The sequence below is a fragment of the Microbulbifer bruguierae genome (genome assembly GCF_029869925.1).
Classification (GTDB): Bacteria; Pseudomonadota; Gammaproteobacteria; order Pseudomonadales; family Cellvibrionaceae; genus Microbulbifer; species Microbulbifer bruguierae.
Window position 1 is genome coordinate 2,590,037 of the sequence record NZ_CP118605.1, and the last position, 16,729, is coordinate 2,606,765.

13 protein-coding genes are annotated in these 16,729 nt (G+C 42.8%); 2 read left to right on the top strand and 11 right to left on the bottom strand.

What is annotated here, in order from left to right:
* Nucleotides 1–53: 53 nt before the first annotated feature.
* Nucleotides 54–2,039: a PKD domain-containing protein gene (locus PVT68_RS10740; RefSeq protein WP_280317912.1), complete on the top strand. Its 1,986-nt coding sequence runs from the start codon at nt 54–56 to the stop codon at nt 2,037–2,039.
* A 19-nt stretch (nt 2,040–2,058) separates the two neighbouring features.
* On the opposite strand, the gene PVT68_RS10745 is transcribed toward PVT68_RS10740, so the two are convergent.
* Nucleotides 2,059–3,927 (bottom strand): immunoglobulin-like domain-containing protein, encoded by a 1,869-nt coding sequence (locus PVT68_RS10745; RefSeq protein WP_280317914.1) that lies wholly within the window; start codon nt 3,925–3,927, stop codon nt 2,059–2,061.
* Between the two features lie 677 nt (nt 3,928–4,604).
* On the opposite strand from PVT68_RS10745, the gene PVT68_RS10750 reads away from it, so the two are divergent.
* Nucleotides 4,605–5,804 carry a glycosyltransferase family 4 protein gene (locus PVT68_RS10750; protein WP_280317915.1) on the top strand — a complete coding sequence of 400 codons (1,200 nt, stop codon included), beginning with the start codon at nt 4,605–4,607 and terminating at the stop codon, nt 5,802–5,804.
* Here the strand turns inward: PVT68_RS10750 and PVT68_RS10755 are convergent.
* The 10 genes from PVT68_RS10755 to PVT68_RS10800 all read right to left on the bottom strand — a co-directional run bounded on the left by PVT68_RS10755 (nt 5,782) and on the right by PVT68_RS10800 (nt 16,627).
* Nucleotides 5,782–7,155 carry a glycosyltransferase family 4 protein gene (locus tag PVT68_RS10755; RefSeq protein ID WP_280317917.1) on the bottom strand — a complete coding sequence of 458 codons (1,374 nt, stop codon included), beginning with the start codon at nt 7,153–7,155 and terminating at the stop codon, nt 5,782–5,784. The two genes, PVT68_RS10750 and PVT68_RS10755, sit on opposite strands and share 23 nt — an antisense overlap.
* A gap of 13 nt (nt 7,156–7,168) precedes the next feature.
* On the bottom strand, nt 7,169–7,912 hold the full coding sequence (locus PVT68_RS10760) for a hypothetical protein (protein ID WP_280317919.1): 744 nt from the start codon (nt 7,910–7,912) through the stop codon (nt 7,169–7,171).
* 13 nt (nt 7,913–7,925) lie between these two features.
* Nucleotides 7,926–9,290 carry a hypothetical protein gene (locus tag PVT68_RS10765; protein WP_280317921.1) on the bottom strand — a complete coding sequence of 455 codons (1,365 nt, stop codon included), beginning with the start codon at nt 9,288–9,290 and terminating at the stop codon, nt 7,926–7,928.
* The gene (locus PVT68_RS10770; protein ID WP_280317923.1) at nt 9,266–10,540 is read right to left on the bottom strand and encodes a glycosyltransferase; all 1,275 of its coding nucleotides are present in this window, start codon (nt 10,538–10,540) and stop codon (nt 9,266–9,268) included. Before PVT68_RS10770 ends, PVT68_RS10765 begins: the two co-directional genes overlap by 25 nt.
* Entirely contained in the window at nt 10,537–11,568 is a 1,032-nt protein-coding gene (locus tag PVT68_RS10775; protein ID WP_280317925.1) for a glycosyltransferase family 2 protein, read from the bottom strand. Before PVT68_RS10775 ends, PVT68_RS10770 begins: the two co-directional genes overlap by 4 nt.
* Before the next feature lie 39 nt (nt 11,569–11,607).
* Nucleotides 11,608–12,369, bottom strand: coding sequence for a WecB/TagA/CpsF family glycosyltransferase (locus PVT68_RS10780; protein WP_280317926.1), 762 nt, complete (start codon nt 12,367–12,369; stop codon nt 11,608–11,610).
* A 10-nt stretch (nt 12,370–12,379) separates the two neighbouring features.
* On the bottom strand, nt 12,380–13,468 hold the full coding sequence (locus PVT68_RS10785) for a glycosyltransferase (protein ID WP_280317928.1): 1,089 nt from the start codon (nt 13,466–13,468) through the stop codon (nt 12,380–12,382).
* Entirely contained in the window at nt 13,458–14,381 is a 924-nt protein-coding gene (locus PVT68_RS10790; RefSeq protein WP_280317930.1) for a sulfotransferase domain-containing protein, read from the bottom strand. The genes PVT68_RS10785 and PVT68_RS10790 overlap by 11 nt, the downstream gene beginning before the upstream one ends.
* Complete coding sequence (locus PVT68_RS10795) at nt 14,378–15,385, bottom strand: glycosyltransferase family 2 protein (protein ID WP_280317931.1); 1,008 nt, start codon at nt 15,383–15,385, stop codon at nt 14,378–14,380. The genes PVT68_RS10790 and PVT68_RS10795 overlap by 4 nt, the downstream gene beginning before the upstream one ends.
* 465 nt (nt 15,386–15,850) lie before the next feature.
* Nucleotides 15,851–16,627: a ferredoxin--NADP reductase gene (locus PVT68_RS10800; RefSeq protein ID WP_280317933.1), complete on the bottom strand. Its 777-nt coding sequence runs from the start codon at nt 16,625–16,627 to the stop codon at nt 15,851–15,853.
* Nucleotides 16,628–16,729 lie beyond the last annotated feature (102 nt).

Below are 16,729 nucleotides of genomic sequence, written 5' to 3' on the forward strand. Positions count from 1 at the left end.
CTTTTGGAATTTTTTGCTCTTTGGCAAGAAATTAATAGTACGGATTAATTACAATGAAAAACTTTTTCCCTATTTGTATTCTATCAACACTGTTAATCGGCTGCGGTGGCAGTGGTGGTAGTGATGGCGGAGATGGTGCGGTCGCGCCCCAGAATAGAGCTCCTATAGCCGTTGCAGGAAACAATCTGAGTACAGACCTCGGGCAATCCGTTAACTTGAGTGGTGCGGCAAGTTCCGACCCCGACGGTGATTCACTGACTTACAGCTGGAGCATCTCCTCGTCACCAGGTAATTCAAATCCCATTATTTCATCCGGCTCACAGGTGGAAGCAAATTTCACTGCAGATACTGCCGGTAGTTATGAAATTGAACTCACCGTAAGTGATGGCTCGATTTCCTCTTCCGACACAATAACCATAACCGTGACTGGAGCATCTAATCCATCGCTCGTTGCAAATGCCGGAAGTGGCTATTCAGCTTCCGAGGGATTTCAAATCCAACTGGATGGAAGCGCTAGTACCGCTGCGGACAATAGTTCGCTGACTTATAGCTGGAAAATCGTGTCGGCGCCTTCTAGCTCCACAACAATGCTGGTTGATGCCAACTCTGCGACCCCAACTCTAGAATCGACCTCTGTTGGTAGCTACGAAGTTGAACTAACCGTTACTTCCGACGATGGAAGCACTGCAACAGATATTGCCACTGTTCTAGTGTTGGACTACCTACCGATCATGACCAAAGCTGAGAACTACACTCAAATTTTGCCAGCTGATGATACCCGTATAATCTACGTTAGCAGCCAGACTGGGGATGACGCCAATGACGGTCTTTCTTCAGAAACCCCGGTACAAACCATTCAGCATGGAGCTTCCCTGCTTCGTGACGGATTTCCAGATTGGCTCGCACTTAAAGCGGGAGATACCTGGGAGACAGGTATTGGCGGCTGGCGGAAATCCGGGCGCAGCGCTGACGAACCTATGGTAATTACGAGCTATGGTTCCGGCGATGCTCGACCTCTTTTACGCACTCATGACCAGGACGCCCTCCGATATCAGGGGGGCAGCGGTAGTCCTGCATACGTAGATTATCTCGTAATTCACGGCTTACACTTTTTCGCGGCATCACGTGAACCCGGGTCTCCTGACTTTACCAGTGAAACATCAAACAGTACCGGTATCGTCTGGCTCCGTGGCACTAACAGTCTCTTAATTGAAGACAATATGTTCCAATATTTCACCACCGCTATTGTTTTGCAGGAAACTGGTGATATTGATATCAAAAACGTCCTCATTAAAAACAATGTCATCACTGATTCATATGGTGTAGGTAGCCATTCACAAGGTATATATATTCAATCAACCGATAATGTACGTATCGAGCGAAACGTATTTGATCATGTAGGCTGGAACGAACAAATAGAAGGTGCCAACAAAACAAAGTTCAATCATTCGATCTATGTTCAATCATCCAATCGGGGAGTTGAAATCGTAGATAACATAATTGCCCGTAGTTCAAGCCACGGTATTCAACTTCGCCCAGGCGGGTTGATGCAAGGAAACGTCCTAGTAGAGAATGCGATCAGCCTTATGTTGGGCGGAGACTCCATGGAAGGCGAACCAGGTATTATTCAGGATAATGTGATTCTTCATGGAAGCGATCTATCAGATGAGGAATACAGGGGTTGGGGTATAGACTTAACTGCGAATATCGTGTCCGCAGAAGTACGCAACAACATTGTTGCACATGAGAATTCAATGGCGAGTGACCCAAGGGCAATTAAAGAGCACACACTTTCAACCGAATCAGGTAACGCCATCTATGAATGGGGAAGCCAGTCACAGAGTGAAGAGATTTTTGTAAACCCCTCGATCACTATTGCTGACCTGGATCTTCAAGCTGGTGGCAGCGGTACGCTTGAATCTTTCTACGAGAATATCAGGAAAAAATCACTTAGAGATCCTAGTACACACTCTGAATCTAAGTACGATGTTGATTACATCAGACACTATTTCCAAGATGGATTTAAAATTGCTCAATAGTGTCTGACGTAAAGTTTAATTATTCTTTCGGGCTAAATCCCTCTCGAAAGAACCGGTTTAAACTTTCAGTTGAATAATCCGGATTCCAATCCAGCCGCGATTGGGCCCGGATTTTTTCGACAAATGAATCAAACGTGGCTTCCCCCCCCATCAAAACGTTATACTCTTCGATCGTCCTTTTCGGATCTACGTAATTCTCTTGAGCACCCCTGATCTCTTCCCAGTCGTACACAACATTTCCCGAATAAGTCGCATAATCGGATGTTTTTATCCCGAATCTATTTCCAGAGTCGGTCAAGACGTGCGCCACGATATTGTTTTTAATCACACCATTATTCTCTGGTTTAAAATCGATCCCCCAGCCTCGTGGTTCTGACCCAATATCATTTCCATTTAAAATAACATTGTTTACGACAACCCCATCATCATCACTAACGTCGGACATTCCTAACAATATCGATATGGGGTTTCGAATTAGAAAATTTCCTTCAATCAAACCACCTGGGCGAAGCTGCATACCGTGACTAGAGCTTCGACTTATTATGTTGTTCTTGATCTGTACATCTAGGTTATCTCCCTGAATATAGATCGAATGATTGAATTTAGTAGCTTGTGCTCCGGAAAGAGATTCATGCCAGCCGTTATGGTCGAAAATATTTTCTTCTATCGTGACACCCTCTGTTTCCTGTATATAAATTCCCTGAGAATGACCATCCGTGGAGAAGGAATCAACAATGACGTTTTTTCTAATCTCAACGCCACTGACATTCAGATCACTAATGTCCATTATCGCAATGCCAGTTTGATAGTGATCGAAGCAGTTATCTTCTATTAACAAATAGGTAGATCCTCGAAGCCATACTATTCCCGACGCACCGTCGGTATTTGAAAACGAGTCAGAGTCGGGGTCACGAGTCTCTGCATAGAAGTGCAATCCACTAAATACCAGGTAATCGACTTGCTTAGGCGAGCCGCCGCCTCCAGACGCACGAATCCCCGAACGTGCACCGGTCAATAATAAAGGGCGTGTTAAACCGGTGCCGTAAGAAGTTACAATCATCGGCTGCTTTGCTGAACGACCACTTTTGACCCATCTTCCCAAGCCTTCCGACCACTCATCGCCGATTTTTAGCAGTAACCAGTCAGGAAACCCGTCTCTAAGTAACTCTTTGCCTTTTGCAATACTCTTGACCGCTGTCTTAGGCGAAAGCCCGTCATTAAAATCATCTCCGGAACTACTGCTTACATATATCAATTTTGAGTCAGACTGAGGTTGAAAGCTGGAGAACCCTTCTTTGTCTATAGTAATGGGGATGTGGGAATATTCCGATGGTTTTCCAATGACAGATATATCTCGTTCAACGGATGCGGTTGCCCCCGCGGAATCTGAAACTCTATAAAATACTTTATAATTACCGGGTACTTCTGTGTTGACGCCATTTTCTACTTCAATTTTTGATGTAAGTTCTCCATCTTCAATATCGCTTGCTTCGGCGCCCGGATCCACGAATCGAGCTCCTTCATTCACACTTATTTCATTCGCCCCCAACAACGTAATCGTTGGTGATTCGTTTTCTGAAACAATCACTCGCCGAGCCACCTCTGCAACAGCGCTTTCACTATCGGTGACGGTATATCTAATTTCGTAGTCACCCGCGACAGAGGTATTAATCGGCAGCCCTTCAGTGACGATTTTGTCGGTTATATCGCCGTCTTGTTTGTCATGTGCAACTGCACCGGCATCTTCATAGTTGGCTCCATGAAGCAACTGAATTCTACGTGCTCCCAATAATTCCACCTTAGGTGGCGTATTTTTTTCCGGAGCAGGTTCAGGTAATGTCTGTGATGGGTTCCCTCCGCCCCCGCAAGCTGTACAGATGACCAACATTAGTGCATACATTGTGAACCTAACCATTTGATACCTCGAATTTGGTGGAAAAAATCAGCAAAAGTATGGGTTAGCAGTTGCTGTTTTCCACAAATCGAGGGCGTTTATCAATTTGTCGACCGAATTATGTGAAAATCTAGTCTATCCGGTCATTCGTTTATTCATTTTTTGAGAAGAAGTTACTACTACCATACGCCAACGCAGTTTCAACATCGATCTTGAAACAAGAAAATAGCTTTGTATTGTAAGCCTTAGTCATACTGCGGAGAATATAGGCTTATCACTTCGCCTAAATTCTGGTCAATACTAGAGCTAAAAATTGGTATTTTCAGAAAAGGAGTTTTTAAATAGATTTACTAGCGATCTTCACCGAGTGAAGTCTATAAGCTCACCTATTGAGATGACCAGGGCTGATGCGAAATCAAAAGCATCGGGGTCCTTGTACATTCAGATAAACTTATTCGACCATGACGTTGCTAACTCTAAGCACCACCTATAGATCCAGATTTAATTCCCAATGAAAGCAATACATTTCACTGGGGAATACCGCTATCTTACACTCCGCTCTAGGCCTACAAGTAACACCTGAATTTCATAGGATGAAAACATTTTTCATATACACATATGTTATTATTGGCAATTCAAAAATGTTTATTGACTCATAGGGATATGTATAAATGACAAATTCAGGTAGCCTGGCGGTTCTTATACCAGAATTTCCAGGTCAAACTCATATATTTTTTTGGAGAGAAATTCAGGCGCTTAGGCTCGATGGAGCTAGTGTTAAAATCATATCGACTCGCGCACCCAAGACGAGAAACTTCCATGAGTTTTGCAGTGAGATCGACGAGACATTTTATCTAACACCGTTACGCTATTTTACGAGCATCCTCTTCTGTCTGCGCAATCCGCGCTGGTTTGCATCAACACTAGCATATTGTTTTTCATTAAAATGCAGCCTGAAATTGCGTTTTCGGACACTTCTCTTTATTCCTGTCGCCGCTAATCTTGCCGCGTACTGTACAGAGCATTCTATACATCACGTACACGTTCACTCCTCAGCAGATGCCTCGCATATTACTGCCCTAGCTTCGCTTTGCAAAAAGTTTACATACAGCGTATGTATCCATGGCAATCTCAATCAATATGGAGATAACCATAAAGCAAAGCTCTCCTCTGCAAAATTTATAGTAACTGTAACAAAACCGCTACAAGAGGAGATCTATTCTACAATCCCCCAGTACCCGAAGGATAGAGTTCACGTACTGGCGATGGGTGTGGACGTTACCAAATTTTTGCCTAGAAAATACCCCGAAATCCTTGAAAAACAATTTGTTATAACCTCCGTTAGCCGACTTGTGCATGTAAAGGGCCACAAATTTGCCCTACAAGCTCTAGCCCAGCTACCATCTGAGATCAATTTCTTATACCAAATTGTTGGCGATGGGGAGTTACGATCTGAATTAGAAAATGAAGTTCAAACTTTGGGACTAAATGATAGAGTTACCTTCCTAGGCTTCCAAAAAGAAGGCGAGGTATACAATACATTAATGAACACTGACATTTTTATGTTAACCAGTTTTGGATTCGGGGAAGCTGCGCCCGTTGCAATCATGGAGGCAATGGCTTGTGGTGTCGCATCAATTTGTTCGATTATTGGCGGCACTAAAGATATGATTACTAATCAGCATGACGGGATGCTTGTCCAACAAAAAAACATTCATGATATTAAGCAAGCAGTTTTATTCTTGCTGTCCGATCGTAAAAGGCTAGCCACAATCGGGGCAAATGCCCGGAAAACTGCGGAAGAAAAGTTTAGCCATAAACAGTCAGCAAGCACTTTGCTTCAATACATTAGCCAGAACCAGCTAGCGTAGCCTCACCGCTCTCTAGCTGAATTGATAATTCGTTGTATATTTTTTCGAGAGCTGTGCGCTTGCTACTCCAGGAAAAATCAACTGCGCGCGCTCTCGCACCGTTAGATAGTTCTTTTAGTAATTTTCGATTTTCTGTGAATTCAAGTATCGATGCCATCAATTCTTCGATAACATGTTCACGACTTATAGGAGCTATCTTCACACCGGAGCTCTCAGTAACGTATTCCCCAATCCCTCCATTATCTACAACAATACACGGCAGACCTGATGCCATCGCCTCCATTACTACCGCGCCACCGAACTCTCTAACAGAAGGAAAGCAGAACAATTCTGCCGAAGCATACTCTTGCGGTACAGCGGAATGCGGAATCCAACCTCTAAATAACACATCATTAGTCAAGTCGTTAACTTGAACGAAATGCTCTAATTGTTTTCGCTGAGAACCATCACCAACAATGGTAAGTTTAATTCGACCGGGTTTTCGGTCCCGTACGCGCTGTACCGCCTGCAAAAGCATATCGCATCCTTTGTAGGGCTCCAGGCGACCAATAAATAACAAACTCAAAACGGAATTTTCTTCACTCACATCACGAATGGATACTTCATGAGTGTCGTATGGATTTTGGTCATTTGTGAATGATGTCACGTCAATATTTGAGTAAAACTCGTCTGACACGCCATTTTCATACACCGGAATTAGTCTGCTTTTTGAGATTTTAAACGTATCCTTTATCCACGTATTCGTATATTTAGAACCAGTAAGAATTGCATCCGCAGATAAATATGTCTTTCTGTAACCAGGAATTATCCATCCGCCCACCGACCGCAACCAATTTAAAAAACTGAATTCTTTCCTAGCTACATGTTTAAACGCTTTTGGGAATGGTACGCCGCCGTTTACAGGCCCAAGTATAAAAATAGTTTTTTGTTTCCCACGCTTACATGCATTTACGATCTTGTACGGGAATCGTGGCATCATTGGAGTCATGGCGTGAACTATGTCGTATTCTCCACGCATAACAGCTAATGAAAATTTTCGATATACAAATCGGTTAAAGAAGAAATAAATTGGATACTGTAGTGCATGCCTCAGCGGCCATATTACCTGGCCCCTGTAAGTCGAAAAGAACACCAAAAATTTGTAATAAATTACTTCAAGCCAGCTTTGCTCGTAGTAAGTGATATTCTCTATTAGTCCATCTCTTTTTAACGCCTCTCTGTTCCTACAGTGAGTCACCAGATGGACATCTGAAAACCTTTGAATAATCCGCGCAAAATTATACCCCACCAACGGCACCGAACTAAGTTCGGGGTTACAACTTTCAACAACAAGCAGTACTTTATTTCTCATATACAAATTTTCCCTATGCACCACTCATTCCTGTCCGAATACCTGTATTAATTGTCGGGGCATACTTTCCCATAAGCCTGGTGGCGAACTTGGTCAGAGCGATTTTTCCAACATGTTTGGGATTTATTGGATACTTTATTTTTTTCCTTGAAACAATCCCTGTCTCTGATTCAATCCGCCTTACCAAGTCCTCAAATCGTTTCTTATTGGTTAATTGCGAAAAATCAATTTCTATTCTGTGTGGTGCAGCTTCTTCCCAAAACGAGTAGAAATCACTAACAATATCCAAGTATTGAGGATACTCAATCGAAACTCCCCATGCCGACAAAGATCTATACGTTTCTTCTATCGGTCGGCGTAAAACGATTACATGAGATTCACTTGCTAGGCGTTGAAAAATTTCTCTTTTACCTGCCGGTAACCGTTGCGGGTAATGCGTCTTAAGCACACATTTTCCAATTTTTACGCCTTCACTCAAATAGCCGGTACGATTAACTTCGCTACGAAAATATTGATCGCCATCAACGTAAAGCGGCGTCTTCGGAATTGATTGGAAATTATTAAGCAACAGATCAATAGCTAAATGCGTACCAGATCGCATTACCGATGCCACAATAATGGGTTTCCCCTCAACGCTGGGAAGATTGCCTGGCGGACAAACCACTCGTGGATTTTTAAATGAAAGGAAATATTTTCCAAAATAATTTACCAGATATCGTATCATTTTTTGATATGCCACTAGTCCATTGATACACACGTAGATTCTGTTATCACGTTTTCATCTCTCTCAAATGAATAGGATGTACATTACCTACTCTAACAGTGCTAGCTGCAAACAGCCCAGTAGCTGCTCCGTAGATAAACCAAACCCAATTTTTTAGAGATGCATTAGGTATTTGATCAACCATTATCAATGCGATTAACATGCAGTATGCCAATGCCACTCTCTTCTCAAGTTTTGTACGGCTGTTAAATATATATTTCTGCCCATTTTTAACGGCTAGTAGAGGAATTCCAAATGACACGAGATATCCCAACAGCCCGAATTGCGTAAACCTGATTATCCAGAATCCATCAGTGATCGCGCCATCGATTCTATTTCGCCCCCAACCTCCCCAACCGAAAAGCATTTTTTCTTGTCCATGAGCAAGCAAAACTTCTTCATGTTCAAATCGGAAAGCAAGTGAGCCGACCTTTTCAGGCCCGAACATCGCAGCCAAATCCAAAAGTGAATCGTGTGGGATAATATTAAATATAGATAAGATAGGATACGAAAAAACTGCAACAGCAATTGCAAAGGCTATGGTTGACGCGACTGATATAGGAGCAACAAACAAAATTATAAAGCCAAGAAATCCCAGCAACCATGCTCCGACAGATTTGCAAATAACAAGCATCGCTAGCATATAAATCACATAGACTGTATTTGGCAGTAAAAATATTTTTTGTTTGGCCTTCCACAACCCGGTTGTTGCAATGAGCACTGCCATCGTAAAGATCGCAACCAATAGCCCGTGGCCCATAAATACTACGGGCCTGTATCCGTCGAAACGAACTTGCTGATTAAATGATCGAGGGAAAAAACCGTATATCCAGGTATGTAACTGCGGGCTAAGCATAACTTCAATAACCATAAACGGGGAATAAATAATTCCTGCTATCACTATAAGTCTGAGCACCGAAACAGCTTCATCTATATTTCTTACAAGCATCGCGCCAAGAATGAAGGGCACGAGCGTAAATACAGTCTGGAACGTCATCGAAATAAGATCTTTTGGCTGCAACCCTGGTTTTAACGTCATACCAGTAAATACAGGGTCCAGATTAGTGAGCACCGTAAATGTACATATAGTTAACCCTATAAAGACTAGAGCTCTGGCACCAAACGATCCAGGTATAAATTTAAACGGAATTTTTTTTATCGCAAAGCAACCAATCAATGCGGAATAGACGGCTACATTTTCTTTTTCGATATTAGGTATCAAAGGAAATTCATAAGAAACTTTTAAAGGCAAAAACATGTATGCGCCGAAAATCGTCCAAAAGGTCGCTGTTAGCGCTGTATACTTCCGATATAAAAATAGCGCCACAATCGGCCAACAAAGAACAGCTAATTGTGCGAATATATTGGGCATGGATAATCAGTCCCATTAACGGACATATGCGTCAATAATTGTTTCGTGTTTTTTGCAAGATTGAACTCTTCGGACACAACGATAATAGCGCGGCGTACTCGCCTGTTCCTTTCTGACTCTGGCTCGGTCAATAACGTCATCATTTCGTCAGCTAAGCTTTCCGATGTTGGTTTAGCTAATCTACCAGTTTCATTTTTCCTTACTAACTCGGGAATTCCTGAAATGGATGTTGCGATTACGGGTACACCTCGCATCATCGCTTCCATAATTACGACGGGTATTCCATCCATATCACCGTTCTTGTCTTTTTTCCCAGCGAAGGCAAAATAATCAATTGTTTCAAACCATTCAGCAACCTGATCGTGGTGTAGCCCCCCACCGAAAATTACATGCTCTTCAAGTTCAAGTTCGACCACCAACGCATGTAAATCATTTTCTAGTGGTCCCGAGCCCATGATTTCTAATCGGACCTTTAGTCCCTCATTTATTAGTTTTCGCATCGCAAAAATTAGTAGGTCAACGCCTTTCTTTTCTACAAGTCGCCCAAGGAACCCAATAGTCTGCATATACGCTGTGGGCTCTGTTTTTTTTCTAGGGATAAATTTTTCAGTATCTACTCCACATCGAACTAATTTCAGCTTTTCTCGTTTTATTCCGACATTTGATAAAATTGATATATTGTAATTTGAAATTGTAGCGATAAATTTGGCTCGCCTGCCTTTTTCTTTCAGCAAATATCCGCGTTCGAAAATGTCATTGGCGTGAGCAGTAAAACTAAACGGTATACCTGTTTGTAAAGCAGCATACATTCCCACATCAGTTGCAATGTGCGAAAAATGGCAATGTAGGTGATTGATTCCATTTTCTCTTAGGGATACCGCCATGCTTCCACCAACAAAGAATCGGTAAAGTAGTCCCGCTGCAACCCGGGGCTGCTTAAAACACCTAAAAGTGTCTAGTAAACAAGTCCCGAATGCGTCAAAGTAACGCAATGGCGACTGGAAAATACTAATAATATTTCCAAAAGCAATGGCTATCAGTGATTTTTCGTATAGATATTCACAACTATTGGCAATTTTCTGAATATTCTTATTTTCCGAGTTTTTGGCCACTGTGTGTAATGAATATGGATGAATTTCAATACCCAGTTTTTCCAATTCTAGAATTTCGTTGTATACAAAGGTGCTAGATGCACCAGGTATTTCAGGGGCTAAATAAGCAATAACTATTTCGAGATTACTAGCTTTCATTTTTGGTTTACATTTGCGTCTAATGCTTCAGATTTTGAAACCGAAAACTCATTAATTTCGACTTCAGGTTCAGCCCTCAACTTCAACAATTTTCGACCAGCTTCTAAATTTTTCGGGAACCATTTTGAACTGTTTTTCTTTTCTATATATTTAGTGGCTGCTTTTTTTCCTGCAAATAGCGACTTCCATTGAAACTGCTTAATTTCACGAACCAAATGTTCATCATCCAATGTTGGACTACTTTGGAAGGCAGCTCTTAAGTACCCGAAAAACATTGCGAAGCCACCTACTATTATTGGATATTCAACCGCACGAAATGCACAGGTTGTTAACATATATAACCAGCCGGTACCCATGAAATACTGTCCGAATCCATGCCTGGCTCGGCCTGTCAGTACGCCTTGATGACTTGACCCCATTACTCTTAAATGTATGAACTTTAGTTCCGGTTCGTCCCAACTGATTGCACGCCATCCAAGTTGCCGACATTTATGGCAGTCGATAGCGTCCCACATCACTTCCCGCACGAATCCGCCGATTTGTTCAAAGCAGCTCGTACGATAGAACTTTGTCATTCCCACTGACATTTCATCACCGCGTCGTTCACTTATTAACCGACCTTTCCTTAGGTTGTACGGCTTTCCACTACAGGTCCCGATACGAGCATCGTCTTCCATTTTTTTAATCAGTATCTCAAAGTAGCGATGCGGTAATTCAAGATCCAGATCTAATTTGCAAATATAGCTATAGTCTTTTAAGTTTATTGTCCGATAGCCTGCATAAAATGTATCAACGACGCCGGGGCCAACACTGCGAAATCCTCGATTTTTACGTGTGAGAATTTTTATGAAAGGATATCTAGAGCTGTAGCGCTTCAGAATTTCCGGCGAATCATCTGTCGATCCATCATCAACGATTAACCACAATTTAGGTAAGACTGACTGAGAAACAACACTATTCAGCGTACGCTCCATATATTCAGCTTCGTCACGGCATGGTGAAATTATTAGGTAATCTCGATTATCCACTGAAGTTTTTCCTACAATTCACTTGCACTCTGAATCGATTCACGGACCCAGTCGTGACATCATTTCGCGATTTATGGCCGGTATTGCCAGTGCATTTTTTAAATAACGTATGGCTAATCTGGATGGGTTTTGACTGAGCCGATATAGCCATTCCAGCCTTGCTTTCTGTATCCAGCCGGGAGCTCGCTTTTCCGCACCCGCAAGAAATAACATCGAGGCGCCCACGCACAATGCAATACCTTTAAATTCTGGCTGATCGCATAATTTTTTTGCGATAATTTCTTGTTGTGGAGAACCGACGGCTAAGAAAACATAGTTAGGTTTCTTAGCCACTATTAGATCGACGACTTGACCTACTTCTGCATTCTTTTTAATAAAACCCATCGTAGGATTATGGTGTTCTATTGTAATTTCAGGGAAACGCTGTCGGATTTCCACTATAAGGCTGTCCTCGCCACCAAGTATGTATACGTAATCATCAGCACCCAGATCTCGCTCAAAAAGTTTCGCCGTTAGGTCGCTCCCGGTAACAACCTCCGGTATATTGAAGCCATGTCGTTTCAACATTAATTCAAGGATACGACTGTCACATAAAGATAGCGTTGCACTGTAATACAGCGATTTGAGGTCTTCTTCCTCTTTGCTCCCGGAAAGACGCACTAGATGATCTATGTTCGGTGTTACTACGTATCCTGGAGAGTTGGTTTTTCGCATAGCGCGTATGGTAGATCTCACTTCATCCATACTCGCAAGATCAATTCGGCAAAGGCCGATATCCAGAGAAGAGTGATCGTGGCCCATAACGTTTCCTTTATTTATACTCGATAATCGGCTGTTTTTTTCCATTTAATCGTGCGAAAACGTAGTTTGCGGCACCAATAAATTGTGGAAACTTACCGACTGGTATGAGTACGGCATAAATTAGCGAACGACGTATCGAATTCCGCAATTTTAATCGGCGGAAAAAAAGTCGTAACATAAGTGCGGGATAAAAAAATATCAGCAATACTGAAATCAGTGGTATAACTGCAGTGAATAAGAGCGCAACGGTAGGGATTACCAATGCCCAGAATAGGATGCTAATCAATTCTCTAACACAATATGGTTGCTTCGCGGTCGCATGTATCGAGCAACGTTCAGCATAAGCATATCCTGCACGCCGATTTCTCAACCAGAACTGGATGAAACTTGTAATGGCCGCATCATGAGAAGTCATCTCTTCATCAATTCGCCATATACTCCAATTTTCTTTGCGTAGCCGGAAACACATTTCAGGCTCCTCGCCGGCAATCATTGTTGGATTAAATGCATTTACGGATTCCAACGCTGTGCGTCTTGCAAGAAAATCACCACCGCAGGCATTACTTTCTCCTATCGGGGTATCCCATTCCATGTCACAGAGGGCGTTATAGATTGTTTTTTGAGGATATACTTCTCTTCGCCTGCCACAAACAATGGCAGCGCGTGGGTTAATCGATAAAAACGCAGCCGCCTTTGACAACCATGCCGGCTGTAACGCACAGTCCCCATCCACAAAATGTACCCATTCGACATTAGGATTTTTGAGGATTAAGCGTTTGAATCCAGTATTTCTCGCCCTGGCGGCAGTAAATGGAACAGTGCTGTCTAGTTGCACTGTTTCACAGCCCAATGTTAATGCATACTCTACGCTTCCATCTGTTGAACCAGAATCAACATATATGATGGGCATAGGTAATGATTTTGTTTTACGCTTTATTTCTTGATGCTCTACTATACCTCTACTTCTTTGTAGAGCAACGCACTGTTCTAATATGGAATTAAGGCAGCGATGGAGGCGCTCGCCCTCATTTCTGCCGATAACTACGAACCCTATTTCTGGTACGCTACCAAATTTTTTTTGAGCTTCATTAATACTCATATTTTCGAGCCGCCATTTTCTGTTCTTTTTTTATTTTCCACTCTAGCGATTGGGTTATAACTTGTGATTTATAGTTGTCAGAAGTTAACGTAATCCCCAACAGCGTTCCTAGCTTCGACAGATCATCATTAAAAATTATTTCTAGCTTGCTTTTAGTAGTTTTCGTTAATTCTGGGCGATTATTCATTCGCATCTTTGACTTCACCGAATCTCTAATAAAATGTGGGATTAACGAGTTTCTTATCGCTGCTAGAATTGGATTTGTAATCAAAAAATTGGTGAACTTGTTTGTTCTCAGCCGTTCCGAAGATACATTGGCGCGGGAAACAGATTCCCGCCATTGCGCGTGACCTTTATAGCCTATAAATTTGGCTATGCGGACGAGCTCATCCTCAGGAAATTTTTTTATCCTTTCGAAAAACACAGGGAGAATATTTTCGACACCGTATTGATCTATGAATGGTTTTAGCTGCTCTGCGTAACAACTGTACCTTATTAATTCTGGAAATTTATTGACAGCGCGGTTGATCTCATCGTGGATGTTGTTGCAGCTCCACTCATGTATATATTGCGATATCAACCGATCGATGGGGTCTCGCATAATGTAAATAATCTTTACACTTGGAAGAACCTCAGACATGCGCTTTAGTGTATTTGGATATATTGGTATTTTGGTGTAATGGGTGCTGGCTTCACCGATAATATCAGTGTCTTTTGCCGGCTCGAATAGCTTCAAGTACCAATTTAAGCCTTGCTGATATTGGGAGTCGTCACTAAAAAAGTTAGGCTCTTTCAATTCTGGCATATACACCCCATCCAACAAGCGTAATTGCTCATAGATAGTAGTGGTCGCAGATTTCATAGCTCCAATAATGACAAAGTGCGGTAATTTCACTCCCGCTGAACTATTCATGCTTCCTTTGCCTGGCTGCTGCCTTTAATAATCTTTGATGATTTCTGCTCTTGCCGCGCAAAGAAGCCCAACCAAAGATCCTTCCACTCAGAAGGAATTGAGCGTCCTGCTCCACGCCCTCCGATGCGCTTTACGGACCTCAAAACTCGCCCCACACACCAAGCAATATTCGCTGCCAGTAACACTGCTTTCCCACCCCTTATGGTGAAATACCGGGAACGAGAGCGATAAAAGTATGCCGGAATTCTTTTCTGGTTATTTCCGTTTTTCTTTACACTCGAAGTGCCGCCACGCAAATGTATTACACGAGCGTCAAGGTGCTGCTTCACCAGGTAGCCGGCTTCCTTTATTCGAAGGCAGTATTCAATGTCTTCAAAATACATAAAAAATGCTTCGTCCATAACACCGATTTTTCGGATCGCGTCAGATCGGAGCAGTACACAGGCAAAGCTGATCCAATCTATATCCTGATCAGGCTCGCTAAGCTCTATAGGTGTGTTTTTGGAATGGAATAGTCGAGTAATTAGATCAATTTGCGCACCACGAATCAGTTCACTGGTGATTCCCCTGCGGCGAAAGCGACTTACCTGCGCTCTTCCGTCCAGGTACTCGAGACGCGGCCCCAGAGCGCCGATATTCGGATCAGCTTCCATGGCTTCAAGCAATGAACTAATTGCACCTGGTCTAACAATGGTGTCGCTATTTAGAAGTAGATAAAAATGGGCATCCGCTTGCGCAACCCCCAGGTTATTACCTGCGGAAAACCCACCATTAATGGGAGAAGCTACTAGACGAACTTTTTCTGAATATTCTTGAGGGCAGTCCGCAAGCCAACTTCTGAGTATTTTGAGAGATTCGTCACCCGATGCGTTGTCAACAACGATCGCTTCAGCGTTCAAGGATGCCAGTTCTGGTAACAGGCTTTCCAGACAGTCCTGCACAAGAGCAGGCGTTCGGTAGTTAACGATAACTACCGCCAATTGTAGGGGGGCATGACCATCCATTGTCTGCTTCTATTTTTACCGTCATCTCATTGCGAAATGAACGGAAATCCATTGTTAAATTTTTACGGTCTCAAGTTTCTCTGCACGCAAACTATGTGCCATGTCTACCCTAAAGATACTGGCGCGTTTCAATCTTCGACCCGACACTCCCTGGTCCAAATGAATGCTGTGTATTAACTCGATGACACAAGCTCTAACGATCACACATCAGAGCCTTGAAAGACATGAAAATATTCGTTTTCCCAAAAAACGGAGACTGTAACCAGTCAGTGCCTACTCACTGTTGAATTTCGCGAACTAGGCGGGTTACCCAACGCACTTTATCAAGGATTCCTGACATTTCAAAAAATAACTGCGCCTATAAAATGAAATAGGCGCCAACTTGTGGCGCCACAACATTTAAAGACTCAAATCCCGCAGCGCAAATGCTGCTACAGACTATCGATTAACAGCCGGATTTTATAATTACTTTTCCACAAATGCTCTTTCGATAACAAACTCCCTCGGAACACCCGCGCGTGTTTCACGAAACCCCCAGTCGTCCAGTATTCTGGTGAGTTCCTTTAGCATGGCCGGGGAGCCACACAACATAAAGCGATCTTCTTCAACATTTGGTTTGGGCAGGCCGAGATCACTGAAAATTTTTCCTGACAACATCAAGTCAGTCAGACGGCCGTTATTTCGGTATGCTTCTCGCGTGACTGTGGGATAGTAGTGCAGCCCCTGCTTCACCATTTCACCAAAATACTCATGCTCAGGTAACTCATTCTCAATGTAATCCTGATAGGCCAGCTCGGACTTGAAGCGCACACCGTGAGTCAGGATCACCTGGTCGAAACGATCATATACAGCGGGATCCTTGATAATGCTCATAAACGGCGCAAGGCCTGTTCCAGTAGAAAGCAACCAGAGCCGCTTACCCGGTAGTAAGTGGTCTGCTACCAGAGTCCCGGTGGGCTTACGACTGACAAATATCTCGTCACCAGGTTTAATTTTTTGCAGCTGAGAGGTAAGGGGCCCGTCAGGAACTTTAATACTGAAAAATTCCAGTTCATCCTCATAGTTTGCGCTGGCGATGGAGTAAGCACGCAGTAGTGGGCGACCGTTCGGCTGTTCCAGGCCAATCATGGTGAAATGGCCGTTTTCAAAGCGAAATCCCGGATCACGACTGGTTTTGAAACTGAACAGTGTGTCGTTCCAATGGTGAACTTCCAGCACCGTCTCTTTATTCAAATTTGACATAACAATATATTCGCTTATTCCTAAATACCTTGCTGAATGAATTTTAGCCCTAGCTAACCTATAGAAAAAGTGGGATATTTGGATATCACTTATCTATTTAGT